The sequence below is a fragment of the Aquibacillus salsiterrae genome, from assembly GCF_028416595.1.
Taxonomy (GTDB): domain Bacteria; phylum Bacillota; class Bacilli; order Bacillales; family Amphibacillaceae; genus Aquibacillus_A; species Aquibacillus_A salsiterrae.
Window position 1 is genome coordinate 241984 of record NZ_JAMQKC010000001.1, and the last position, 21475, is coordinate 263458.

The window sequence follows — 21475 nt, forward strand, 5'->3', positions numbered from 1 at the left end:
AACAAAATAAACCCTTTAGGGTTTATTTTGTTAAAGTAAATCAATTATTTTAGGTAAGAAAATAATACAGCCAATAATAATCGAAAAAAACGCTGAACAAAGGACCGCTCCCGCCGCAATATCTTTTATTAATCCGACGATAGAATGCCTTTGTGGGGAATAAAAATCCATAATCCTTTCAATCGTTGTGTTGATGAGCTCTATCGTCAACACAAACCCAATCGTTAACATCAAAATTGCCCATTCAAGCAAGGATACCCGTAATAGAAACCCTAATACAATGACACAGATAGCTACTAAGATTTCTATCCGGAGATTAATTTCTGACCTAACAGCATGAACCATGCCACGAAAAGCATGTTTCCATCCAATTTGTTTTTTCTTATTTTCTCGACAATCCGAACTCATTTAGAAGGTCCTCTTGCTTTCTAAACATGATTTTCTCATCTTTTTCTGTCATATGGTCATACCCCAGTAAATGAAGGAAACCATGCAAAGCCAAAAAGCCCAATTCTCGTTCAAACGAATGGTTGTACTCAGCAGCCTGCTCCATAGCCTTATCTACCGAAATGACAATGTCGCCCAAAACAACAGGAAGATCACCACCTACTACCTCCATTTCGCCCTCACCAATTTCTTGTAGAGCAAATGAAATGACGTCCGTTGGTTTATCAATCTGACGATAATTCCGGTTGATAATTTGGATTTCCCGATTATCAACGAAGCTAATTGATATTTCTGCTTCCGGTGAAACATTCTCCTCTTTCCCAGCAAATGTAATTAAGCGTTGCAGCATATCAATATATTCCTCTGTTACCTTCTTTGTTTCGTCATGAAAATCAATGTGCACTTAGTTTGCCTCCTTAACTTCTTTGTTAGTAGGATATTGAATTCGCGAATGAAAAATACCATTTAACGTTTCGCAAATGGCTTTTTTAATTTTCTCTAATTCACGAAAGGTTAACGAGCTTTCATTTAATTGGCCATCCATTAACCTATCATTAATAATTGATGTTACAATGTCACTTATTTTCTCATTTGTAGGCTCCTTAAGTGATCGAACCGCTGCTTCAATCGAATCACAAATACTGATAATGGCAGCTTCTTTAGACCGCGGTTTTGGACCGGGATACCTAAAATCTTTTTCATCTACATTTTTTTGTTTTTCTTTTTCCTTATAGTAAAAATACTTAAGTAGTGTCGTGCCATGATGTTGCTCGGCAATATCAATAATTTCCCTGGGGAGCTTATGCTCTTTCAACATCTTTGCACCATCATAAGGATGACTTATAATTATTTCAGCGCTTTGAATTGGCTCGATAAAATCATGTGGATTACGAATCCCCATCTGATTCTCAATATAATAATGCGGGCGAATCGTTTTACCTAAATCATGATAATAAGATGCCACCCTCGCCAAAAGTCCGTTCGCACCAATCGCTTCACAAGATGCTTCACTAAGATTAGCCACCATAACACTATGATGATAGGTGCCTGGAGCCTCTGTTAAGATTTTCCTCAATAACGGATGGTTAGGACTAGATAGTGTAAGTAATTTAGTATCTGACAAGATTCCTAATCCGGCTTCAAAAAAAGGTAAAAGGCCAATTGTTAGAACAGCCGAAACAAATGCTGACAAGATTCCAAAACCAATTAATAAAACAGAATCATAAAAGGAATACTTTTCAAAAGATAATAATAGAAATATTAATACAGTTACGATATTCACAAGTGACATACCAAGCCCTGCTTTAAGAATAGCTGAGCGGTCTTTCAAACTGACTAAAAAGATAATACCTGAAAGCTGAGAGAACAAAAGATAAATACTTGCTTCTACATTTAATGACCCTGGGATTTGGGAATTAAAAATCACACTACCAATTACGGCGTAAATAATAGACATGACGATAGCTATGCGGTCATTCAATAAAATTTTCAACAACATTGCACTAGCACCTACAGGAACAAGTAGAAAAAACTGATTTACTGGTGTTGTATAAAAACTAATAATTTTCATTAATCCAACCATAATAAAACTAATAATAAATATAGATGCTATTTTTCCGTTATCTAGTAACAACTTTTGCGAAAAAACATTTAACTCATAAGCTATGGTTCCGCACAAAAGGATTAGTAAAAGTAGTAATCCAATAACAGGATAAATATTACGGTCACTATTTAGTAAGCCAACTAGAGCTAATTTCTCGTATATATCGTTCGTAATGGTTTGACCTTCACGGACGATTACCTCACCAGCTCGAATCATTACAGGCTCAACATTACTAATTGCTTGTTTTTGTGCTTCATTTGTTTTGTCAACAGCATAAAATGAATTAGCAACTACAGCAAAACTACTTAACGAGTATAATGACTCCTTTACCTCCTCGTCTAGGGATGAATACCGAAGTTTTTGGTTAACACTTCTAATTGCTTCTGGTACTTCTTCATTTTTCACACCCTCATTTAACAGATCATATAGAGTAGTTGTTAATAATTCGCGTGCTACCGACCTTTCATTGTCTGTCGCTTTCACTAAATATAAAAGGTCTTCCTTACTAACTGCTTCACCGATTGCTGGACTTAATATTTGAAATAATTCTTGGACCTTTTCTTCATCACTAATTTCAGCAATTTTATCATCAGATTCTTCTTCTTTGCTATTAGCTTCTTCTAGTTCTTCATTTTGCTTATCCATTGCGTCAAACACCTCTTGAACAAATGCAATTCGTTCCTCGGTAATTTCACTGGAAATACTATAGCGATCGTCGACTGATTGTATCGCCTCACGAATTTTTCTTTCGGTTTCTTTTTTATTCTCAATTGTCAGCGGGGAACGTATTGTCTGTTTAGCATTGCTAAACCGCTCAATATCATATGTCTGCGTGTAGACATTTGACAAGGTAGAAAGAAAAAAGATCCCACCTAACAATACCACTGGTACACAAATTCTAATCCACTTTTCTTGATTTTTCATTAACTGAATAAACTGCTTCCACCAAAGCTTCATATTGATTTCTCCCCTTCAAAGAGCAATGAATACAGAAATAAGACCCCTGTTTAGGGTCTTAAGCAAAGAAGTAAATTTATTCCTGTTCATATGCATCGATGATCTTCTGAACAAGTGGATGACGTACAACATCAGCTTGTTTTAAATAAATAAACGAAATTCCTTTGATTGCTGATAGCCTCGTTTCAACCGCTTTTAATCCAGATTTTACCCCTTTAGGTAAATCAACTTGTGAAATATCACCAGTTATAACCATTTTTGATCCAAAGCCTAAACGAGTCAAAAACATCTTCATCTGTGCCTGTGTCGTATTTTGAGCTTCATCTAAAATAACAAATGCATCATCTAATGTTCTTCCGCGCATGTAAGCAAGCGGAGCAATTTCAATCGTTCCACGTTCAATTAACCTAACCGTTTGTTCGTTACCAAGTACATCATGTAACGCATCATAAAGGGGTCTTAGGTATGGATCAACTTTTTCCTTCAGATCCCCTGGTAAAAAGCCTAGACTCTCTCCCGCTTCAACAGCTGGTCTTGTCAAAATGATTTTTTTTACTAAACCTTGTTTTAATGCATTTACAGCCATCACAACGGCCAAATAAGTTTTACCAGTACCAGCTGGACCGATACCAAACACTAAATCATTTCCTTTAATTGCATTCACATATGTTCGCTGACCGAGTGTTTTAACACGAATCGATTTCCCTTTAGCATTTTTGGTAATCTCGTCCTCAAACAAGGTTTCGAATTGTTTTATATTTCCTTTTTTGGCTAGTTCGACTGCGTACACGACATCTCGTTCAGATATCGTCAATCCTTTCCTAACGATGCCTAGTAATGCTAGTAATATTTCTTGAATTAATTGAAAATCCTCGTCCGAACCAGAAACCCTGACTTGCTCACCTCGAGTAATGATGGAAACATTTAATTGTTGTTCAATTTGTTTTAAGTTCTTATCTTCTATTCCAAATAAGCTTAATGCTTCGTTTGGATTATCAATTTGTAAATCAATCGTTTTTAAATCTTCAGGCATAATCAATCTCCTTGAGATATAGGTTGAATTTCTGCTATATTTTCCAAAGCAGTAAAGTATAGTGTTAATTTTACTTTACCATTCTCTTCCCTTTCGTGCAAAACTTTTTCGAATTTAATCTCAGCATCGTTACCAAGCTTACTTTGAAGGTTTTTTTGTGCTTGCTTAATGGCAGCTGATTTTGCTTCTTGCTTCGTTCTGTCCACGAATTTTTCAGTCTTCTCATAAACGGTTTGTTTCACAAAACTAATCGGTAATTCCCATTTTAAAAAACGAAATGGATTGTCAACTATTTCAGTCGAGGTTTTCTCATATCCAGGGTTTTTAAACCCCCAAATCGGGATAGAAAAACCCCAAGACCTTAAATAGTATTTATTTGTATACTGTCCAGTTAGCGTCTCATAATTCGCTTTTAGAGGAATATTTACATTGGACTTATACCAAGTTTTAGCTATGACCTCCCCTTCGGCTGAAACTAATTCGTTTTTCTTATCTTTTTTTTCTTCCTCTGGACTAGAGTTTGCTTCTTCTTCCTTTTCACCTAAGGTCCCTGACACTAAAATATCGCCCTTTTCAACGAAATCATTTATTTCTACCATAGGTTGTCCCCTTGATACATACATGTCAACAATAACTCCCTCTTTCGTTGCAACAAGGTTACGAGGATATTTTTTTTCACCTTCTTCCACTAGCGTCTTTTCGACCCCTTCTAGCTGGTAAGTTGTCCCTTTTTCAGTTACACCAACCCAGAGCAATTCAGGAATATCATCCAATAATTGCTTCTGTATTTTACTTGGTGATTGCACCTTGAATTTAAAAGCACCTGGACGAATGCCATATGAAGATAATTGTTTTTCAATTTGCTTTTCCATTTCTGGATGAACACCTTTTACATGCACATCCCAAATAATGTTAGACAAAAAACCAACAAAAAACAAACTAAGAACTAAGCCAATAATCAACGGCTTATGAACAAAAAGTTTATTAGAAAGAAAAGGTAACCCTTTTTTATGTATAAACGATACCTTAAAAATTGTTTTCCGTCTTAGCCTTTTTACTTGAGGTATTTCCTCAAGTTTAATATTGCCTATACACGTTTTCGCTTCGGTTTTCTTAATATTCCAAACAGTTATTCCATTTCTCGAACATAAGTCAAAGAATAACTCAGGATGGTGTCCATGCACTTTGATTGTTACGTATCCAGAAAAGAATACCCCTTGTGTATGTTTCATGACCTTTCTCCTTCCACCCCTATTAATCTTCTATAAACACAATTTCTTTAATTGTTCCTTCTAACAAAATCTCTTCTGGTAACATCATCCGGAGGACAAATTTATTCCCAGTGATTTTTAAATACCCTTGTTTCATTTTCAGGCGCAGTTCATTGTCAGAAAACAAAATTAATCCCTGATGATTTTCTATATATGCATGTATTTGTCCAATTGTTGTAATTCTCGGTAACTCGAGGACGACATCAGAAGGTAATTCAAGATGTTCTGTTAACCAGTTTCCAATTCTTTGTTGCCATTTTTTCATCTAAGGTGCCCCCTCTCACAATCTATGTGTATGAAAGATACCTCTTTATCAGAACAGATAATCCACCCAAATCAACAATCCTATTCAAAAGAACCATGCAAGTTGCTATAAATAAGCTCGCAGTAACCGTACGGAATCAAATCACTACTTTTGATCAACCTCTAGTCAGAGGTGAAACATGATTCGTACTTACATATACCTATGAGCAGATGAGAAATTGTAGAACAAAAGTGCAGAAGCTGTACGTGGCTGTCGGTGAATGTATCCATGCCTGAATCTATTTATTTCTTTTCACTTATGAAAAGCGCAGGGCGCCTTGCTAGACAGCTCTTGGATCTTTTTCTTATCCCTTTTAAAAAAACCTTTGTCACGATTCGTGACAAAGGTTTTTCAGGGGTTATCTTCTATTTCCATATCTGTTTTTGTTCCGTTGCAGCGCTTTAGGTGGGCCTAAAATTTCCGTCATTATGACGCTTTCTACTAAAGCTTGTTCAGACAAATGTTTAGTTACATTTAGTTTTACTGTTGGTTTATTTTGTTTAGCATTGGTTTTGGTTTTGCCAACAGATTTATTAACTTCTTGAATGGTAATTTCTTGATTTTTCTCATTACTTTCATGTTGAACGTTGGTTTTTAACGATTCATGCTGCTTTTTTTTTGGTGGCTCAAAAGCTTGCTTCGCTTCTTCACTTCTAGTTGAATCCACCTCAGGATAAACTCGCCCAGATGGTGTCGGAGCAGGACGAGGCCCTTCCGATTTTGTTGGGTGTGACTGTTTTATTTCTTTTTTTCTAGGCTGAAAAGGCTGGTCCACTTTTTTTACTGGTCTTGGGTTCTCATCCTCTTTCATCTTTGAGTTACCGAAAAACCAGCTAAGGATAGCAAAAATCGTCACAATTATTCCGATTAAATTTTCCACGACAACCGCATCCTTTCTGTGGTCACTTCTTATTTTTCATCCTCATCAGTTTCATTTTTCGAAATTTTCCCAATCGAATCTCTCATATCGGTATCAGCATTAATGTTTTTGTAATTCATATAGTCCATTACACCCATATGACCAGAACGTAAAGCTTCTGCTAATGCAAGTGGAACATCAGCTTCTGCTTCAACAACTTTCGCTCGCATCTCTTGTACACGCGCAAGCATCTCTTGTTCTTGTGCAACAGCCATGGCTCGACGTTCTTCCGCTTTTGCTTGAGCAATATTTTTGTCGGCTTCTGCTTGGTCTGTTTGCAAGATTGCTCCAATGTTTTTACCCACGTCCACGTCAGCAATATCAATCGACAAGATTTCAAAAGCTGTTCCTGCATCTAGGCCTCTATTTAATACATTTTTCGAGATTGAATCAGGATTTTCTAATACTTTTTTATGTGTTGTCGAACTACCAATTGTGCTGACAACACCCTCACCTACACGGGCAATAACCGTGTCTTCCCCAGCACCACCGACTAAACGGTCGATATTAGCACGTACTGTAATTCTTGCTTTCGCTTTCACTTCAATTCCGTCCATAGCGATACCGGCAATAAAAGGTGTTTCAATAACTTTTGGATTTACACTCATTTGGACAGCTTCTAATACATCACGACCAGCAAGATCAATTGCTGCAGCACGTTCAAAGGCTAGATCAATGTTTGCACGTTGAGCAGCAATTAACGCATTGACAACTCTATCAACATTACCACCTGCTAAATAGTGACTTTCTAACTGATTCGTATTTACATTCAGTCCTGCCTTATGTGCTTTAATTAATGGATTGATAACCCTTGCAGGTACAACTCTTCGTAACCTCATCCCTACTAACGTAAAGATACTAACACGTACACCAGCAGCTAATGCACTAATCCAGAGCATAACCGGAATAAATGTAAATAAAACTGCTAGTGCAATAATAATGATCCCGATTAATATTATCGGCATTAGTTCACCAATTCCCATTCGCTTTTCCTCCTAAAAATTTATTTTTCCCGAACGACAATCCGAGTACCTTCTGTTTTAATAATCTGAACGCTTTTATCCCTATCAATAAATCCACCTTCTGATATAACATCTAACCGCTCCTTATCAAACACAGCTGAACCAGATGGCCTTAGCGGGGTCACAGTAACACCAGTCATGCCGATTAATTCTAATCGATTAACAGTTGAGACGTAACCTAATTCGGTTGTCGTTCGTTCTTTCAATATAATATGTTTAAATAATCCTTTTTCAATGCCTATTGTTTTAAATAAGATAACAGAAACTAGAAGGGTAACTAATACTGCAATGCCAATACTCATCGCCATTTGACCAATATCCTCAGCCGACAGGAATAACGATCCAACTACTGAACCTATTCCTAAAATCCCTATAATGCCACCGGGAACAAATAACTCGAGAACAATCATGGCAATTCCTAGCAACAGAAGTACGACCGCTTCATACCCTGCGAGACCAGCAACAATATGTCCATAGAAAAATAATACCAATGATAAAAGCCCAGCTATCCCCGGAATACCGAACCCAGGGGAAAACAATTCAACAATCAACCCGATACTTGCCAATGATAGTAAAATAGGAACAACAACAGGGTTTGTAAGAAATCCGGCAATTTTTTCAGCTAATGACTTGTCTACTTCAACAATTGATGCATCAGTTAAGCCTAACTCATCAAGTAATGCTGTTCTGTGATTTACTACCATTTTTGCATAGCCTACTTCGACTGCTTGGGTAGGTCCTAGTGTCAAATATTCGCCCTCTGGTGCATCAAACTCTGGAAGATCTATGTTCGGGTCAGCCATGGCAGCTGCATATAATGGATCTCGCCCTTTTGATGACGCTGCAGTCTTCATTGCTGCAAGCCAAGCCGATTGACTTTTTTTATCTGCAGCATTTCCATCAGAAGTAATTACTCCGCTAGATCCTATCGTTGCATTTGGTTTCATGTAAATAGCATCGGTATTAAGAGCTATGTAAGAGCCTGCCGACAATGCCTGGCTTGTTATAAACGCAGTAGTAGGCACATCAATATCTTGAATAATTTCTCCTATATTAATAGCTGCGTCAACCCGGCCACCAGGAGTATCTATCTCGAATATTACTTGGTCAGCATTAGCCTCGACTGCTTCTTTCGTCACTCGGTTGATAAATGATTCTAATCCTCTTTCTACATCATCTTCAATCGGAATAATATAAACCAATTTATCTTTACCAGTGTCTGCATTCATTGTCACTGGTAAAAGAAAAAAAAGTAAAAAAATGATGCTTAATAAATACTTTAAATACTTATTCAAATACCAATTCACATCAAACCTTTCCCCCTTCTCATATAGTAGTACGTTTCAATTAGGGAGCAGGTTTCAATTAGTTTTTTGTGATCCACTTTGATTTGACAAAACACTAAAGTTTGGGAGGTGTTGGAGTAGACAGTCTGTACTTTTCTACCTTTTCTTACCTTGCAAAACAGGAAATCCCTTGTCAAAAAATGATGACAAGGGATTGATCCTTTCATGAATAATTAATGCTAAGAAAGGTGCTTTTGGACAAGTTCATTCACTTTGGACCCATCAGCTTTTCCTTTTACTTTAGGCATGATTGCACTCATTACTTTGCCCATTTCCTGTTTAGAACTAGCATTAACCTCTTTTATTGTGTCTAATACAATATTTTCAAGCTCTTCTTCTGTTAGCTGTTTAGGCATATATGCTTGCAAAACTTTTAGTTCGTCTTTAAGTTTTTCAACAAGATCATCGCGTCCAGCTTCTTCAAATTCATGGAGGGAATCTTTTCTTTGTTTTAACTCTTTAGTCAAAACGGATAGTTCTTCATCTTCTGTTAAATTGTCACTCCCCAGTTTAATTGCTTCATTTTGAATAGAAGCTTTTACCATGCGGATGACACTTAAGGTTTGCTTGTCCTTATCTTTCATCGCTTGCTTCATATCCTGGTTAAGACGTTCAGTTAATGACATTTCTTATTTGCACCCTCTTTAGAACTTACGCTTTCTAGCAGCCTCAGACTTTTTCTTACGACGCACACTAGGTTTTTCATAGAATTCTTTTTTACGATATTCAGCCAATGTACCATTCTTTGATACACTACGTTTAAAGCGACGAAGAGCATCTTCAAGAGACTCGTTTTTACGAACGCGAGTTGTGTTTGACATACTAATTTCCCTCCCTCCGAAGCATACAACAATTTGTTACGCATACGTTTTATATCTCGTATGCCTATCGACAATTATAATATAACCCAATTTTTAGGTCAACTTTTTTCGGAAGAATATCCAAACAAAAAGAATATTTCATAAAGTAATCATCTTTTTCCATCCTTGTCCATATAGATGTATAGAGGTGAACAAGTTGGCAGATCTTCTTTCACTATTAGCCGTTTTTTTGATGCTTTTTTTTATGGGTATGGTAATCTTACGGACAGGCTTATATCAGATTTCTTATGAAAAAACAAAGTATTTTCTCGAAAATTTCACGAATAATATCTTTCTTGGGATACTCACTGGATTAGTTGCTACGGCAATCTTACAAAGTAGTTCACTTGTAACTGTCTTAACAATTAGTTTTGTAAGCCTTGGTGTACTTTCATTCAAAAACTCGATTGGGGTTGTGTTAGGTGCTAATATAGGTACAACAGTTACAGGGGAGTTGCTAGCATTTTCTGATATTTTACCAGAGACAGCTTTTATCATTATCGGTGCTTTCTTATTATTCATCAATCATCGTGTTGCATTTAGTCTTGGTGCAATTCTAGTTGGGTTAGGGAGTATTTTTGTAGCTTTAAACGGATTTTCATCGTTGGCACAACCACTTGCTCAACTACCATTGCTTAAAGAAGCGTTCAATTATTCCAGTCAAAACCCTTATAGCGGAGTGCTTATCGGAATTGTCATTAGTTCACTAATTCAATCATCGAGTGCTACAATTGGAATTACGATGAGCTTTTTAGATGAAGAAGTTCTAACTTTGGCATCATCCATAGCCATTGTACTTGGGGCTAATATCGGTACATGCATCACAGCACTACTTGCTGGATTAGGAACAAGTAAAGAAGCAAAGCTTGTCGCGTTTGCACATATTTGGTTTAACATTATTGGCGTATTGATCTTTCTTCCTTTTCTAACAAGTTTAACCGATTTAACTCAGCTATTATCGACCAATCTCAAAGAACAGCTAGCTCATTTTTCTGTCCTCTTTAATGTGGCAGCTGTCATTATTTTTTTACCGTTTATTTCGTATTTTCAACGATTTATTGAACGGGTTTACTACAATCCTTTAAAAGGGTAAAGAATCAATAGTTTGTAGTGGGGGATATTCCCCCCCACCTTTCGTCATCTCTAATAGCCGGAAGTACTTTGTTCCCCTTTGAGTATTTGAACTCCTGAACTAGCACCAATCCTAGTTGCACCAGCATCAATCAATGCCTTGGTCGCCTCAAGGTCACGCACCCCTCCAGAAGCCTTTACGCCCATTGATTCGCCTACTGTTTTTCTCATCAATTTTATGTCTTCGACAGTTGCACCTCCACCTGAAAAACCTGTAGAAGTTTTGACAAAATCAGCTCCCGCTTTTTTTGCTAATTGGCAAGCAATTACCTTCTCTGCGTCAGTTAAAAGTGATGTTTCAATAATTACTTTAAGCAAAGCCTTCCCCTTTACTACATCCACTACTGCCTTTATATCCTTTTCAACTAATTCTAATTGGTTCGATTTTAACGCGCCTACATTAATAACCATATCAACTTCAGTGGCACCGTCTTTTAGTGCTCGTTCTGTTTCAAATGCTTTTGTTTCAGACGTAGTTGCACCTAGAGGAAATCCAATTACCGTACATACCTTTACCTCTGTATCTTTTAACTTGTCATAGCAGTAATTGACCCAATACGGATTTACACAAACAGAAGCAAACTGATATTCTTTTGCCTCATTGATTATATGATCAATTTTTGCTTGATTAGTATCAGGTTTTAATTGTGTATGGTCTATCATTTTTGCTAGTTCTACATTCATTGACTTTACTCCTTCCATTACCTCGGATATTTCCATCCATCATAGCATGTTTTTATAGGAAAAACCAAGGCGGCTCGTACACAGTCTTTTCCGTGTAGAGGATTGATTTAAGACCTAAAAGAGGTTAGGCACCCTGAGCTAGAATGCTCTTTTGTTTTTTATCTTTCTTACCTAGAAAAAAAGAGCCTGTGGTATACAGCCCACAAACCCTTTTAACCTATAAAGAAATTTTCACTTTATCTCTGATCATTGGCTCATCCATTACTCTAACAAACGCACCTTCATTGATTGGATAACTAGGTGTTTTTATTTTAACACGGACAATTTTACCAATCATATCTTCTGAACCATTAAATTTAACCTTTAAATAGTTATCAGAATAACCAATCAATGCATTCGGATCTTCTGCATCCATTTCTTCAGGAATAACTTCTAACACTTCACCTTCATATAAAGATGCATAAGCTAAAGCCTGCTGATTTGAAAGTTCAATCAACCGGTGTACGCGGTCATTTTTAACATCATCTTCTACTTGGTTATCCATTCTAGCTGCAGGAGTACCTGTTCTTCTTGAAAACGGGAAAACATGAAGCTCTGAGAAACCAATTTCTTTGATAAAATCATAAGTTTCCATAAATTCTTGTTCTGTTTCACCAGGAAAACCGACAATTACATCCGATGTAATCGCAAGTCCTGGTAAAGCCTGTTTGATTTTGTCAACACGAGTTTTATAGAAAGAAGAAGAATATTTCCGTCTCATTCGTTCAAGAACTGAATCAGAGCCTGATTGTAATGGAATATGCAAATGCCTAACAACTTTCTCCGAGTTATTTAGCACCTCAATAACTTCATCTGTAATTTGACTAGCCTCAATCGATGAAATACGAATTCGTTTTAAGCCCTCAACATTTGATTCCAGTTCACGGAGTAGTTGCGCAAAATTGTAATCTTTCATATCCTCGCCGTACCCAGCCGTGTGGATTCCTGTTAGAACAATTTCTTTGTAACCTGCATCCACCAACTGTTGGGCTTGTTTTAGTACATTTTCCGGTTCTCTTGAGCGTAATAATCCCCTGGACCATGGGATAATACAAAAAGTACAAAAGTTATTACATCCTTCTTGAATCTTGAGTGAAGCCCTTGTCCGATCTGAAAATTCAGGAACGTCCATTTCCTCAAATACACGATTTTTCATGATATTAGAAACACCATTTATAGGCATCTTGGTTTCTTTATGGTCTTCAATGTACTCAATCATTTTGCCTCGATCTTGAGTACCGACTATTATATCAACACCTGGTATTTCCATAATTTCACCTGGAGATGTCTGGGCGTAACAACCTGTTACACATACTACACCATCTGGATTTTTACGAATGGCACGGCGGATAACTTGTCTACTTTTTTTATCACCAGTATTCGTAACGGTACATGTATTAATCACATAGACATCTGATTCATGATCAAAATCAACGCGCTCATACCCTGCAGCCTTAAATTTTTGCCAAATGCCTTCTGTTTCATAGTGATTTACTTTACAACCTAATGTATGAAAAGCCACTGTAGGCATTTTCATCACCTCAATTCTTCAAAATGATAGGAAATACTAGATAGAAAGTATAAGGAAGCTGTTTCTGTTCGAAGAATTCTTGGGCCTAAACGAACAGAAGAGAAACCAGCTGCTTTCAACAAATTTACCTCATCAGGTGAAAAACCACCCTCTGGCCCAATACAAACAAGAACAGACATATCGGCTGTTATTTCATTGAAAATGGAGCTTAGACGAGTAAAGGAAGCGGATTTCGCCTCTTCTTCATATGCAAATAGTTTAACATTATAGGTTTCACTTTTCTCTAACAATAGTTGGAAGCTTGAAACACCTTCTACCTCAGGTACTTTGTTCCGATGTGACTGTTCACTTGCTTCCTTAACTATTTTATTAAATCTGTCTTGCTTTTTTAGTGCTTTCTTTTCATCCCATTTGACAACTGAGCGACTCGCTTGAAAAAGGATAAACCTTGCTGCACCGAGCTCCGTTCCTTTTTGTAACACAAGGTCTATTTTATCTCCTTTTGGAAGGCCTTGCGCTATCGTCACATGCACCGGTAACTCAACTGATTGATTTAGCCATGCTTTGACAGATAAGACAAGATAGTCATTTTTCACATCTACAATGACACATTCTGCAGCACTACCATTTGGGTGGTTACAAATAACATCATCCCCAACACTCATTCTCATCACACGAGTGATATGGTGAAAATCGTCTCCATCAATGTTAATTTGTTGATCAGATATCCAGTTATCTGCTGAGATAAAATAACGTTGCATGACATGCACCAGCTTTCCTACTTTTTCTTAGCAATGATTGAAATCCAATCTTCCATTTGGTTAATTTCTACAACTTCAAACCCCGCGTTAATAAGTGCGTTTTTCACATCTTGTTTTTTCTTTTTGATGATCCCTGAAGTAATAAAAATTCCACCAGGCTTTAAAAGCTTAAAGGCGTCCTTTTCAAAGCGGAGAATTATCTCTGCTAAAATATTAGCAACTATAACGTCAGCTGTCACATCAACATTATCAAGCAGATTATTTTGTTTTACTTTAATTTTTTCATCGACCTTATTAAGCTTTGCATTAATTCCGGCAATTTTAACAGCAATTTCATCTAAATCATAAGCAAACACCTGTTCTGCTCCAAGTAAAACAGATGCAATACTTAATACCCCAGAGCCAGTTCCTACATCAATGACCGTATCCCCATCTGCAACATACTGCTCTAATGCTTGAATACTTAAAACAGTAGTCGGATGTGTACCTGTTCCAAATGCCATGCCCGGATCTAATTCAATAATAAGTTCATCGGTTGAAACGGGTGTGTATTCCTCCCACGTAGGGGTTATCGTCACCTTTTCGGAAATTTTCACTGGTTTGTAATATTTCTTCCAAGCTGTAGCCCATTCTTCTTCATTTACTTCACTTAACGTAATCTGATTTGTTCCTATATCAATATCATAAAGTAAAAGATTATTAATAGCCTGCTTAATTTCATCGACGGTTTCACCCAAAAAGCTATTAATTGGTAAATAAGCTTTAACGTAGACACCTTCTTCCGGATAATCACTAGGGTTCAATTCATAAATTTCTCCTAAAAAAGTGTCTCTTTCCTTCACTAAATCATTAGGATCTTCAATCACGACACCGCTTGCACCTGCTTCGTGCAAAATATTTGAAATTGGTTCAATTGCCTCGTTAGTTGTATGAATACAAAGCTCAGACCACTTCAAATAAATCAACTCATTTCTTAGGCTATCTCACCTGTATTTTTATAAAGAAAAGCGAAAGTGCCTTGGTCACCCCCGAATAGCTTAAGGCGAACTTGGGCGCTCGGAACTAGACAAAGGAAAACATTAGTCGCCTTTAAATGCCTTTTTAACCCGTTGAAAAAATGACTCCTCATTTTCATCAGCAGGATGGTTGCCACTGATATCATTAAATTCGCGCAACAGTTCTTTTTGCCGTTCAGATAAATTGGTAGGTGTTATAACTCTGATTTTCACATGTTGGTCACCGTGGCCATAACCTCTAACATTTGGCGCACCTTTCCCTTTTAATCGGAAGGTTTTCCCTGTTTGGGTTCCGCTTGGAACTTTTAATTTGACCCGACCATGAACGGTTGGAATCTCAATTTCATCCCCAAGTGCTGCTTGGGTAAAGGTGATTGGCATCTCACAGAATATATGATCTCCTTCCCGTTGATAAAAATCATGCGGTCTAATTTGAATGACTACATATAAGTCACCAGCAGGACCACCATTTACCCCAGGCTCACCTTGCCCTGATACTCTAATTTGTTGACCTTCATCAATTCCAGCAGGGATATTGACATGGATTTTTTTCCGCTTTCTAACTTTTCCAGCACCGCCACACGTATCACATTTGTCTTCAATAATCTTGCCCGAACCTTGACAATAATGACACACGCGTTTATTGACAACACGTCCAAATGGGGTATTTTGTTCCATATTTAGTTGACCAGTACCATTACAGTGACTACAAGTTTTAGGAGACGTTCCAGGTTTAGCACCTGAGCCATGGCACGTATTACATTCTTCCTCTTTAGGGATTTCGATGTCGGTTTCTTTTCCAAAGATTGCTTCTTCAAAATCCAACGTCATGGTGTACTGTAGATCTGCCCCTTGACGAGGTGCATTTGGGTCCCGACGACGTCCTCCGCCGAAAAACATATCAAAAATGTCTCCGAAGCCACCAAAGTCTTCCGCACCAAAGCCACCACCGAAGCCTTGACCTTGTGGACCAGCATGACCAAATTGATCATATTGGGCACGTTTTTGTTCATTTCCAAGCACCTCGTATGCTTCTTTCGCTTCTTTAAACTTATCTGCAGCATCTTCTTCTTTGTTCACATCTGGATGATATTTTCGTGCTAATTTCCGGTATGCTTTTTTAATTTCTTCTTTTGAGGCGTCTTTCGAAACACCTAATATCTCGTAATAGTCTCGTTTACTCACTCTAAAACCACTCTCCCGACTCTCTTTTCACATAGAGTATATGATAACACTGAACCTATTTTGATAGCAAACATTTAGTTAGATTAGTTTAGCTTAGCTAGACAACCCACAAGTAATAACACAACCGTTTTAAAGAAAAAAGCGAAATACAGAAGCTAGACATCTTCTTTAATTAGAACTTTCTAACCTGATAAGAAAAGCGCAGGGCGCCCGGAGCTAGACAGCTCTTGGATTTTTTTATACTTTCTTTTCTTTTGAAGAAAAAAGTCAAAGTCAAGGGGATCCTGACTTTGACTTTTATATTTAGTATATAGTTGAGTTATTTCTTAATTTATTTCTTTTCCTCGTCAGTAACTTCTTCATAGTCAGCATCTACCACATCGTCGCCTTTATCAGCACCTTCTCCTCCAGCTTGCGCCTGAGCCTGCTCATAAAGTTTAACAGAAAGAGCTTGAACTTGCTCTTCCAAAGCCTCTTTCTTCGCTTTAATTGAGTCGATGTCACCTTCTTCTAAAGCTTTCTTCAACTCATCTTTTGCCGCTTCTGCTTTTTGCTTTTCATCTTCAGTAACTTTATCTCCAAGATCCTTTAATGTTTTCTCCGTTGTGAAAATCATTTGGTCTGCTTCGTTACGAAGATCAATTTCTTCCCGACGCTTTTTATCTGCTTCTGCGTTTTCTTCTGCATCTCTTACCATTTGTTCTACTTCTTCATCAGATAGACCAGAAGAAGACTTAATGGTAATCGACTGTTCTTTGTTTGTACCTAAGTCTTTTGCACGAACATTAACGATACCATTTGCATCAATATCGAAAGAAACTTCGATTTGAGGCACACCACGTGGAGCTGGTGGAATATCAGTCAATTGGAAACGGCCAAGTGTTTTATTATCTGCAGCCATTTCACGTTCCCCTTGTAACACATGGATGTCTACAGCTGTTTGGTTATCAGCAGCAGTAGAGAAGACCTGTGAATGACTTGTAGGGATTGTTGTATTACGTTCAATTAATTTTGTTGTAACGCCACCCATTGTTTCAATACCTAGAGATAATGGAGTAACGTCTAATAGTACTACGTCTTTTACATCCCCTTGGAGTACTCCACCTTGGATAGCTGCACCTAAGGCAACTACTTCATCAGGATTCACCCCTTTAGATGGTTCTTTACCAATTGCTTTTTTGATTGCTTCTTGGACTGCAGGAATACGAGTAGAACCACCTACAAGAATTACTTTGTCAATTTCACTAGCTGCCATTCCAGCATCCTTTAATGCCTGACGAGTTGGTCCCATTGTACGCTCTACTAAATCAGCTGAAAGTTCATCAAACTTAGCACGAGTTAGGTTCATTTCTAAGTGTAATGGCCCCGCTTCACCCGCAGTGATAAATGGAAGTGAAATCTGTGTTTGCGTTACACCAGATAAATCTTTTTTAGCCTTCTCAGCAGCATCTTTTAAACGTTGAAGGGCCATTTTGTCTTTTGATAAGTCAATACCATTTTCTTTTTTAAACTCAGCAACCATATGGTCAATGATTACTTGGTCAAAGTCATCGCCACCGAGACGATTATCACCAGCTGTCGCAACAACCTCAAACGTACCATCCCCAATATCAAGAATAGACACGTCGAAAGTACCTCCACCAAGGTCGTAAACTAGAATTGTTTGATCTTGATCATCTTTATCAATTCCGTATGCCAAAGCAGCTGCAGTAGGTTCGTTTATAATTCTTTCCACTTCAAGACCTGCAATTTTACCAGCGTCTTTCGTTGCTTGACGTTCTGCATCGTTAAAGTATGCTGGAACTGTAATTACAGCCTTATCAACTGTTTCTCCTAGATAGTCTTCGGCATAGGATTTAATATACTGCAAAATAATAGCTGATATTTCTTGTGGTGTATATTCTTTTCCCTCAATTTCAACTTTGTAATCGGTACCCATATGACGCTTAATTGAAATAATTGTGTTAGGGTTTGTAATAGCTTGACGCTTAGCAACCTCACCAACCTGACGTTCACCATTTTTAAAGGCGACAACTGAAGGAGTTGTACGGTTACCTTCCGGGTTAGGAATAACCTTTGATTCCCCACCCTCCATTACTGCTACACATGAGTTTGTTGTTCCTAAATCAATACCAATGATCTTTCCCATTACTAATTTCCTCCTTACTTTCCGTATGTATTACTGATTTACTTTTACCATTGCAGGGCGAATAACCCGATCTTTTAATGTATAACCTTTTTGAAGTTCTTCAACAACTACATTTGAATCGTAATTGTCGTCTTCTACTTGCATGACAGCCTGATGCAGGTGAGGATCAAAAGGTTCTCCCTCTGTTTTGATTGCCTCTACCCCTTCTTTTTGAAGTGCTTCTGTTAACTGTCGGTAGACCATTTTCATTCCATCTACAAAACTAGCAGCTGCATCATCCTTAATTTCAGCAGTTAATGCACGGTCAAAACTATCAACAACAGGTAATAATTCTGTTACTAGTGATTGGGATCGATATTTGCGATCGGCTTCTTTTTCTTTTTGTGTGCGTTTGCGAAAGTTGTCATATTCCGCCTGTAATCTTAACAATCGTTGATAGAGTTCCTCTTTTTCTTGTTTCACTGATTCTAATTCTACATTTAACTCATCTGAATGTTCTTCCTGCTGATTTAACTGATCATTGTCATCGACAAGTTCTTGTTCAACATCTTCCATTACTTCCTCTTGTTGGTCCTTGTTTAATTGATCTTTCTCCACGATTGTCACCCCCTATAACTACTAAAGATTATAATAAAAATTTCATGCCTGACTATACCATAAAAGGTATAGTCTAGTAAATCAACAGCATGTCTGTTTTATACTCAATCGCCTCGACGGTCATTTTAGTAACCTGACACAGGACGTATCAGGTTACTTATATTTATAGGTGATAGATGTACTAGTTTCTCTATACAAGATTCCTTTAGTAACTATTCCCGTTTATCCACTATTTAATACCAAGAATTAAATGTCTTCGAAAGTTGATTGGATAATACATTTAACAAGGATATGACCCGGGAATATTCCATTCTCTTTGGTCCTAACAAAGCAATTGTCCCCATTTGAACATCACCGAGTGAATACGTCGCCGTAATTAAGCTACAATCTGCCATTTCCTCAATTTTGTTTTCATGACCTATCGAAACCTTAATTCCATCTGAGTTAGAACGTAGAATATTTGCCAGTTTATCTTCCCGTTCAATAACTGAATAAAGGGATCTTATTTTTTCGATATCTTTGAATTCAGGCTGCATCAATATGTTTGTCTTACCACCAACGTATAGTTTGACAGGCTGTTCATCTAACAATGCTGCCTTTAAATATTGGTAGGCTTTATCAAGGTCACTAGTAAAGGTGTCGATAAGTTGAGCGATTTCCGTATATAACTTTTCTTGAAGCTTAACAATTGGTACGTTTACTAATCTATCGTTTAGGATATTAACTAACTTTTCTAAATCTGATGGATGGATTTCTGTTGGAACACTAAACGAACGATGTTCAACATGTCCAGTATTAGTAACTAATATAGCAACAGCGGTTGTATCGGAAAGACTAATAATTTGAATTTGCTTCAACTTCGTTTCGAACACTTCCGGACCTAATATGATAGACGTATAATTTGTTAAATCTGACAAAACTTTTGCAGACTTTTGAACGACCTGTTCAAATTCCACCATGCCTCTGTCAAATGTATGCTTAATCACTCGCATATCCGATGACGATAGGTGGAATGGCGATAACAAATGGTCAACATAAAAACGATACCCTTTCTCAGAAGGAACACGTCCAGATGAGGAATGAGTCTTTTCAATATAACCCAAATCCTCCAAGTCAGCCATCTCATTACGGATTGTAGCAGAACTATACGAGACCCCATCCTTTTTAGATATCGCACGTGAACCAATTGGCTGTGCAGTCTGGATGAATTCATCAATAATGACTTGTAATACGAGCAATTGTCTATTCGTTAACATCGATGATCACCTCTGTTAGCACTCTTATCTGTCGAGTGCTAAATCTAATAATAAATTACCAAAAGCATTTCCGATTGTCAATGCGAAAGCTTAAGAGAATCGTCATCAAGTAAAAATTCTTGAAATACTTCGTTACCAAATAACTGTCCTTCTTCTGTTAGGGCAACGGTATCATCTGTTTCGTAAATCCAACCTCTTTCAACTAATGTTCGTAACGCATCCCGATAAACGGATTCCAAGCGAAGACCATATCTCGATTGGAACTTCCGCTTTGACACACCCTTTATTTTACGTAACCCTAAAAACATTTCTTCCTCGATTCTTTCCTTTTTACCAACCTCATCTATGTGTAAAACGGGGCGACCATTTTCCATTGCTTTTTTCACATATGCCGGAAAGGGTCTCACGTTAATTATTCTTTTTCCTGGTAAGTAACCATGCGCACCTGCTCCAAAGCCGAAATAAAAATCGTTGTTCCAATATGTTAAGTTATGTTTACTTTCCCACCCCGGCTTTGCAAAGTTACTTATTTCATATTGAACCTTTCCATGTGCTTCCATTCTGTCTCTTAACAACTGAAACATTTCTGCCTCATCCTCTTCCTTCGGCTTTTGCAGCTTTCCCATCTGAAATCGTTGATAAAACACAGTCTTTGGTTCAATCTGTAACGAATAGGCTGAATAATGAGGTAAATTAAAGCTTAATGCTTCCTTTAACGTGCTATCAAAGTGCTCAACAGTTTGATTAGGCAGACTGTATATCAAGTCGATACTAACATTGGAAAGATTATGTTGTGCTAATGCATCTATGTTTTGATAAACATCTTTTATCCGGTGAAACCTTCCTAATTCCTCAAGCATTTGGTTATCAAAGACTTGAACCCCCATCGATATTCGATTAACACCGTATGCTTTTAACAATTTAATTTTTTCAACATTCAAATCGCCCGGGTTAGCTTCAAACGTATATTCTTCACAATCACTTACATTAAAGTATTGTGAAATAGTCTCAAGCAACGCTTTTAATTGACGATCATTTAAGGCAGTTGGTGTGCCTCCACCAACGAAAATGGTTTTAACAGCTTGTTTAGGCTCTTCTACATACGTTGACATTTCCTTTTGAAGTGCCTCAAGATATTCATCTGCCATCGCTTCATTGTAAAAAAACTTTGTGAAGTCACAATAATGACATAGGTGATGACAAAATGGGATGTGAATGTAGACGGAAGAAACCATGATTTAACGCCCCTTTCATTTTCTGATTTGTTATTGTTAAAAATAAGAATTTTAGAATAACGAAAGTGCCTGATTTGTTCAAACCCACACCAAAACTAAAGAAAACATCTTTAGAACGTGTAACGGATT

At 37.4% G+C, this 21475-nt stretch carries 21 protein-coding genes; 1 reads left to right on the forward strand and 20 read right to left on the reverse strand.

Annotation, left to right across the window (positions count from 1 at the left end; translation table 11 throughout):
- Window positions 1-30: 30 nt before the first annotated feature.
- The 11 genes from NC799_RS01340 to rpsU all read right to left on the reverse strand — a co-directional run bounded on the left by NC799_RS01340 (window position 31) and on the right by rpsU (window position 9723).
- Window positions 31-408 (reverse strand): diacylglycerol kinase family protein, encoded by a 378-nt coding sequence (locus tag NC799_RS01340; protein ID WP_272444512.1) that lies wholly within the window; start codon window positions 406-408, stop codon window positions 31-33.
- Complete coding sequence (gene ybeY, locus NC799_RS01345; RefSeq protein WP_272444513.1) at window positions 383-850, reverse strand: rRNA maturation RNase YbeY; 468 nt, start codon at window positions 848-850, stop codon at window positions 383-385. The genes NC799_RS01340 and ybeY overlap by 26 nt, the downstream gene beginning before the upstream one ends.
- A complete protein-coding gene (locus NC799_RS01350) occupies window positions 851-3007 on the reverse strand; it encodes an HD family phosphohydrolase (protein WP_272444515.1) in 2157 nt (718 codons plus the stop codon).
- Between the two features lie 76 nt (window positions 3008-3083).
- A complete protein-coding gene (locus NC799_RS01355) occupies window positions 3084-4040 on the reverse strand; it encodes a PhoH family protein (RefSeq protein ID WP_272444516.1) in 957 nt (318 codons plus the stop codon).
- 2 nt (window positions 4041-4042) lie between these two features.
- Entirely contained in the window at window positions 4043-5272 is a 1230-nt protein-coding gene (gene yqfD, locus NC799_RS01360) for a sporulation protein YqfD (RefSeq protein WP_272444517.1), read from the reverse strand.
- Window positions 5273-5294: 22 nt separating this feature from the next.
- On the reverse strand, window positions 5295-5576 hold the full coding sequence (gene yqfC / locus NC799_RS01365) for a sporulation protein YqfC (RefSeq protein WP_272444518.1): 282 nt from the start codon (window positions 5574-5576) through the stop codon (window positions 5295-5297).
- A gap of 397 nt (window positions 5577-5973) precedes the next feature.
- Window positions 5974-6495, reverse strand: coding sequence for a hypothetical protein (locus NC799_RS01370; RefSeq protein ID WP_272444519.1), 522 nt, complete (start codon window positions 6493-6495; stop codon window positions 5974-5976).
- A gap of 29 nt (window positions 6496-6524) precedes the next feature.
- Entirely contained in the window at window positions 6525-7517 is a 993-nt protein-coding gene (gene floA / locus NC799_RS01375) for a flotillin-like protein FloA (RefSeq protein WP_272444520.1), read from the reverse strand.
- A 20-nt stretch (window positions 7518-7537) separates the two neighbouring features.
- Complete coding sequence (locus NC799_RS01380; protein WP_272444521.1) at window positions 7538-8863, reverse strand: NfeD family protein; 1326 nt, start codon at window positions 8861-8863, stop codon at window positions 7538-7540.
- Between the two features lie 218 nt (window positions 8864-9081).
- Window positions 9082-9528, reverse strand: coding sequence for a GatB/YqeY domain-containing protein (locus NC799_RS01385; RefSeq protein ID WP_272444522.1), 447 nt, complete (start codon window positions 9526-9528; stop codon window positions 9082-9084).
- Between the two features lie 18 nt (window positions 9529-9546).
- Window positions 9547-9723 carry a 30S ribosomal protein S21 gene (rpsU, locus tag NC799_RS01390; protein ID WP_231093381.1) on the reverse strand — a complete coding sequence of 59 codons (177 nt, stop codon included), beginning with the start codon at window positions 9721-9723 and terminating at the stop codon, window positions 9547-9549.
- Between the two features lie 196 nt (window positions 9724-9919).
- On the opposite strand from rpsU, the gene NC799_RS01395 reads away from it, so the two are divergent.
- Window positions 9920-10855 (forward strand): Na/Pi symporter, encoded by a 936-nt coding sequence (locus NC799_RS01395; RefSeq protein WP_272444523.1) that lies wholly within the window; start codon window positions 9920-9922, stop codon window positions 10853-10855.
- A gap of 50 nt (window positions 10856-10905) precedes the next feature.
- Here the strand turns inward: NC799_RS01395 and deoC are convergent, their stop codons facing one another.
- The 9 genes from deoC to hemW all read right to left on the reverse strand — a co-directional run bounded on the left by deoC (window position 10906) and on the right by hemW (window position 21346).
- A complete protein-coding gene (gene deoC, locus NC799_RS01400) occupies window positions 10906-11577 on the reverse strand; it encodes a deoxyribose-phosphate aldolase (RefSeq protein WP_272444524.1) in 672 nt (223 codons plus the stop codon).
- 217 nt (window positions 11578-11794) lie between these two features.
- Entirely contained in the window at window positions 11795-13147 is a 1353-nt protein-coding gene (gene mtaB, locus NC799_RS01405; RefSeq protein WP_272444525.1) for a tRNA (N(6)-L-threonylcarbamoyladenosine(37)-C(2))-methylthiotransferase MtaB, read from the reverse strand.
- A 5-nt stretch (window positions 13148-13152) separates the two neighbouring features.
- Window positions 13153-13908 carry a 16S rRNA (uracil(1498)-N(3))-methyltransferase gene (locus NC799_RS01410; RefSeq protein WP_272444779.1) on the reverse strand — a complete coding sequence of 252 codons (756 nt, stop codon included), beginning with the start codon at window positions 13906-13908 and terminating at the stop codon, window positions 13153-13155.
- Between the two features lie 17 nt (window positions 13909-13925).
- Complete coding sequence (gene prmA / locus NC799_RS01415) at window positions 13926-14864, reverse strand: 50S ribosomal protein L11 methyltransferase (RefSeq protein WP_272444526.1); 939 nt, start codon at window positions 14862-14864, stop codon at window positions 13926-13928.
- 123 nt (window positions 14865-14987) lie between these two features.
- Complete coding sequence (dnaJ, locus tag NC799_RS01420; protein ID WP_272444527.1) at window positions 14988-16109, reverse strand: molecular chaperone DnaJ; 1122 nt, start codon at window positions 16107-16109, stop codon at window positions 14988-14990.
- Between the two features lie 331 nt (window positions 16110-16440).
- Complete coding sequence (dnaK, locus tag NC799_RS01425) at window positions 16441-18258, reverse strand: molecular chaperone DnaK (protein ID WP_272444528.1); 1818 nt, start codon at window positions 18256-18258, stop codon at window positions 16441-16443.
- A 30-nt stretch (window positions 18259-18288) separates the two neighbouring features.
- Complete coding sequence (grpE, locus tag NC799_RS01430; protein ID WP_272444780.1) at window positions 18289-18858, reverse strand: nucleotide exchange factor GrpE; 570 nt, start codon at window positions 18856-18858, stop codon at window positions 18289-18291.
- 230 nt (window positions 18859-19088) lie between these two features.
- Window positions 19089-20111: a heat-inducible transcriptional repressor HrcA gene (hrcA, locus tag NC799_RS01435; protein ID WP_272444529.1), complete on the reverse strand. Its 1023-nt coding sequence runs from the start codon at window positions 20109-20111 to the stop codon at window positions 19089-19091.
- 77 nt (window positions 20112-20188) lie between these two features.
- On the reverse strand, window positions 20189-21346 hold the full coding sequence (gene hemW / locus NC799_RS01440) for a radical SAM family heme chaperone HemW (RefSeq protein WP_272444530.1): 1158 nt from the start codon (window positions 21344-21346) through the stop codon (window positions 20189-20191).
- Between the last annotated feature and the right edge of the window lie 129 nt (window positions 21347-21475).

What these genes read in the sequence shown, in the direction of transcription:
- mtaB (WP_272444525.1), bottom strand. Translation starts at nt 13,147, where the DNA reads ATGCCTACAGTGGCTTTTCATACATTAGGTTGTAAAGTAAATCACTAT.
- NC799_RS01385 (WP_272444522.1), bottom strand. Translation starts at nt 9,528, where the DNA reads ATGTCATTAACTGAACGTCTTAACCAGGATATGAAGCAAGCGATGAAA.
- NC799_RS01350 (WP_272444515.1), bottom strand. Translation starts at nt 3,007, where the DNA reads ATGAAGCTTTGGTGGAAGCAGTTTATTCAGTTAATGAAAAATCAAGAA.
- dnaK (WP_272444528.1), bottom strand. Translation starts at nt 18,258, where the DNA reads ATGGGAAAGATCATTGGTATTGATTTAGGAACAACAAACTCATGTGTA.
- NC799_RS01410 (WP_272444779.1), bottom strand. Translation starts at nt 13,908, where the DNA reads ATGCAACGTTATTTTATCTCAGCAGATAACTGGATATCTGATCAACAA.
- rpsU (WP_231093381.1), bottom strand. Translation starts at nt 9,723, where the DNA reads ATGTCAAACACAACTCGCGTTCGTAAAAACGAGTCTCTTGAAGATGCT.
- NC799_RS01340 (WP_272444512.1), bottom strand. Translation starts at nt 408, where the DNA reads ATGAGTTCGGATTGTCGAGAAAATAAGAAAAAACAAATTGGATGGAAA.
- yqfC (WP_272444518.1), bottom strand. Translation starts at nt 5,576, where the DNA reads ATGAAAAAATGGCAACAAAGAATTGGAAACTGGTTAACAGAACATCTT.
- hrcA (WP_272444529.1), bottom strand. Translation starts at nt 20,111, where the DNA reads ATGTTAACGAATAGACAATTGCTCGTATTACAAGTCATTATTGATGAA.
- hemW (WP_272444530.1), bottom strand. Translation starts at nt 21,346, where the DNA reads ATGGTTTCTTCCGTCTACATTCACATCCCATTTTGTCATCACCTATGT.
- yqfD (WP_272444517.1), bottom strand. Translation starts at nt 5,272, where the DNA reads ATGAAACATACACAAGGGGTATTCTTTTCTGGATACGTAACAATCAAA.
- deoC (WP_272444524.1), bottom strand. Translation starts at nt 11,577, where the DNA reads ATGAATGTAGAACTAGCAAAAATGATAGACCATACACAATTAAAACCT.
- floA (WP_272444520.1), bottom strand. Translation starts at nt 7,517, where the DNA reads ATGGGAATTGGTGAACTAATGCCGATAATATTAATCGGGATCATTATT.
- NC799_RS01355 (WP_272444516.1), bottom strand. Translation starts at nt 4,040, where the DNA reads ATGCCTGAAGATTTAAAAACGATTGATTTACAAATTGATAATCCAAAC.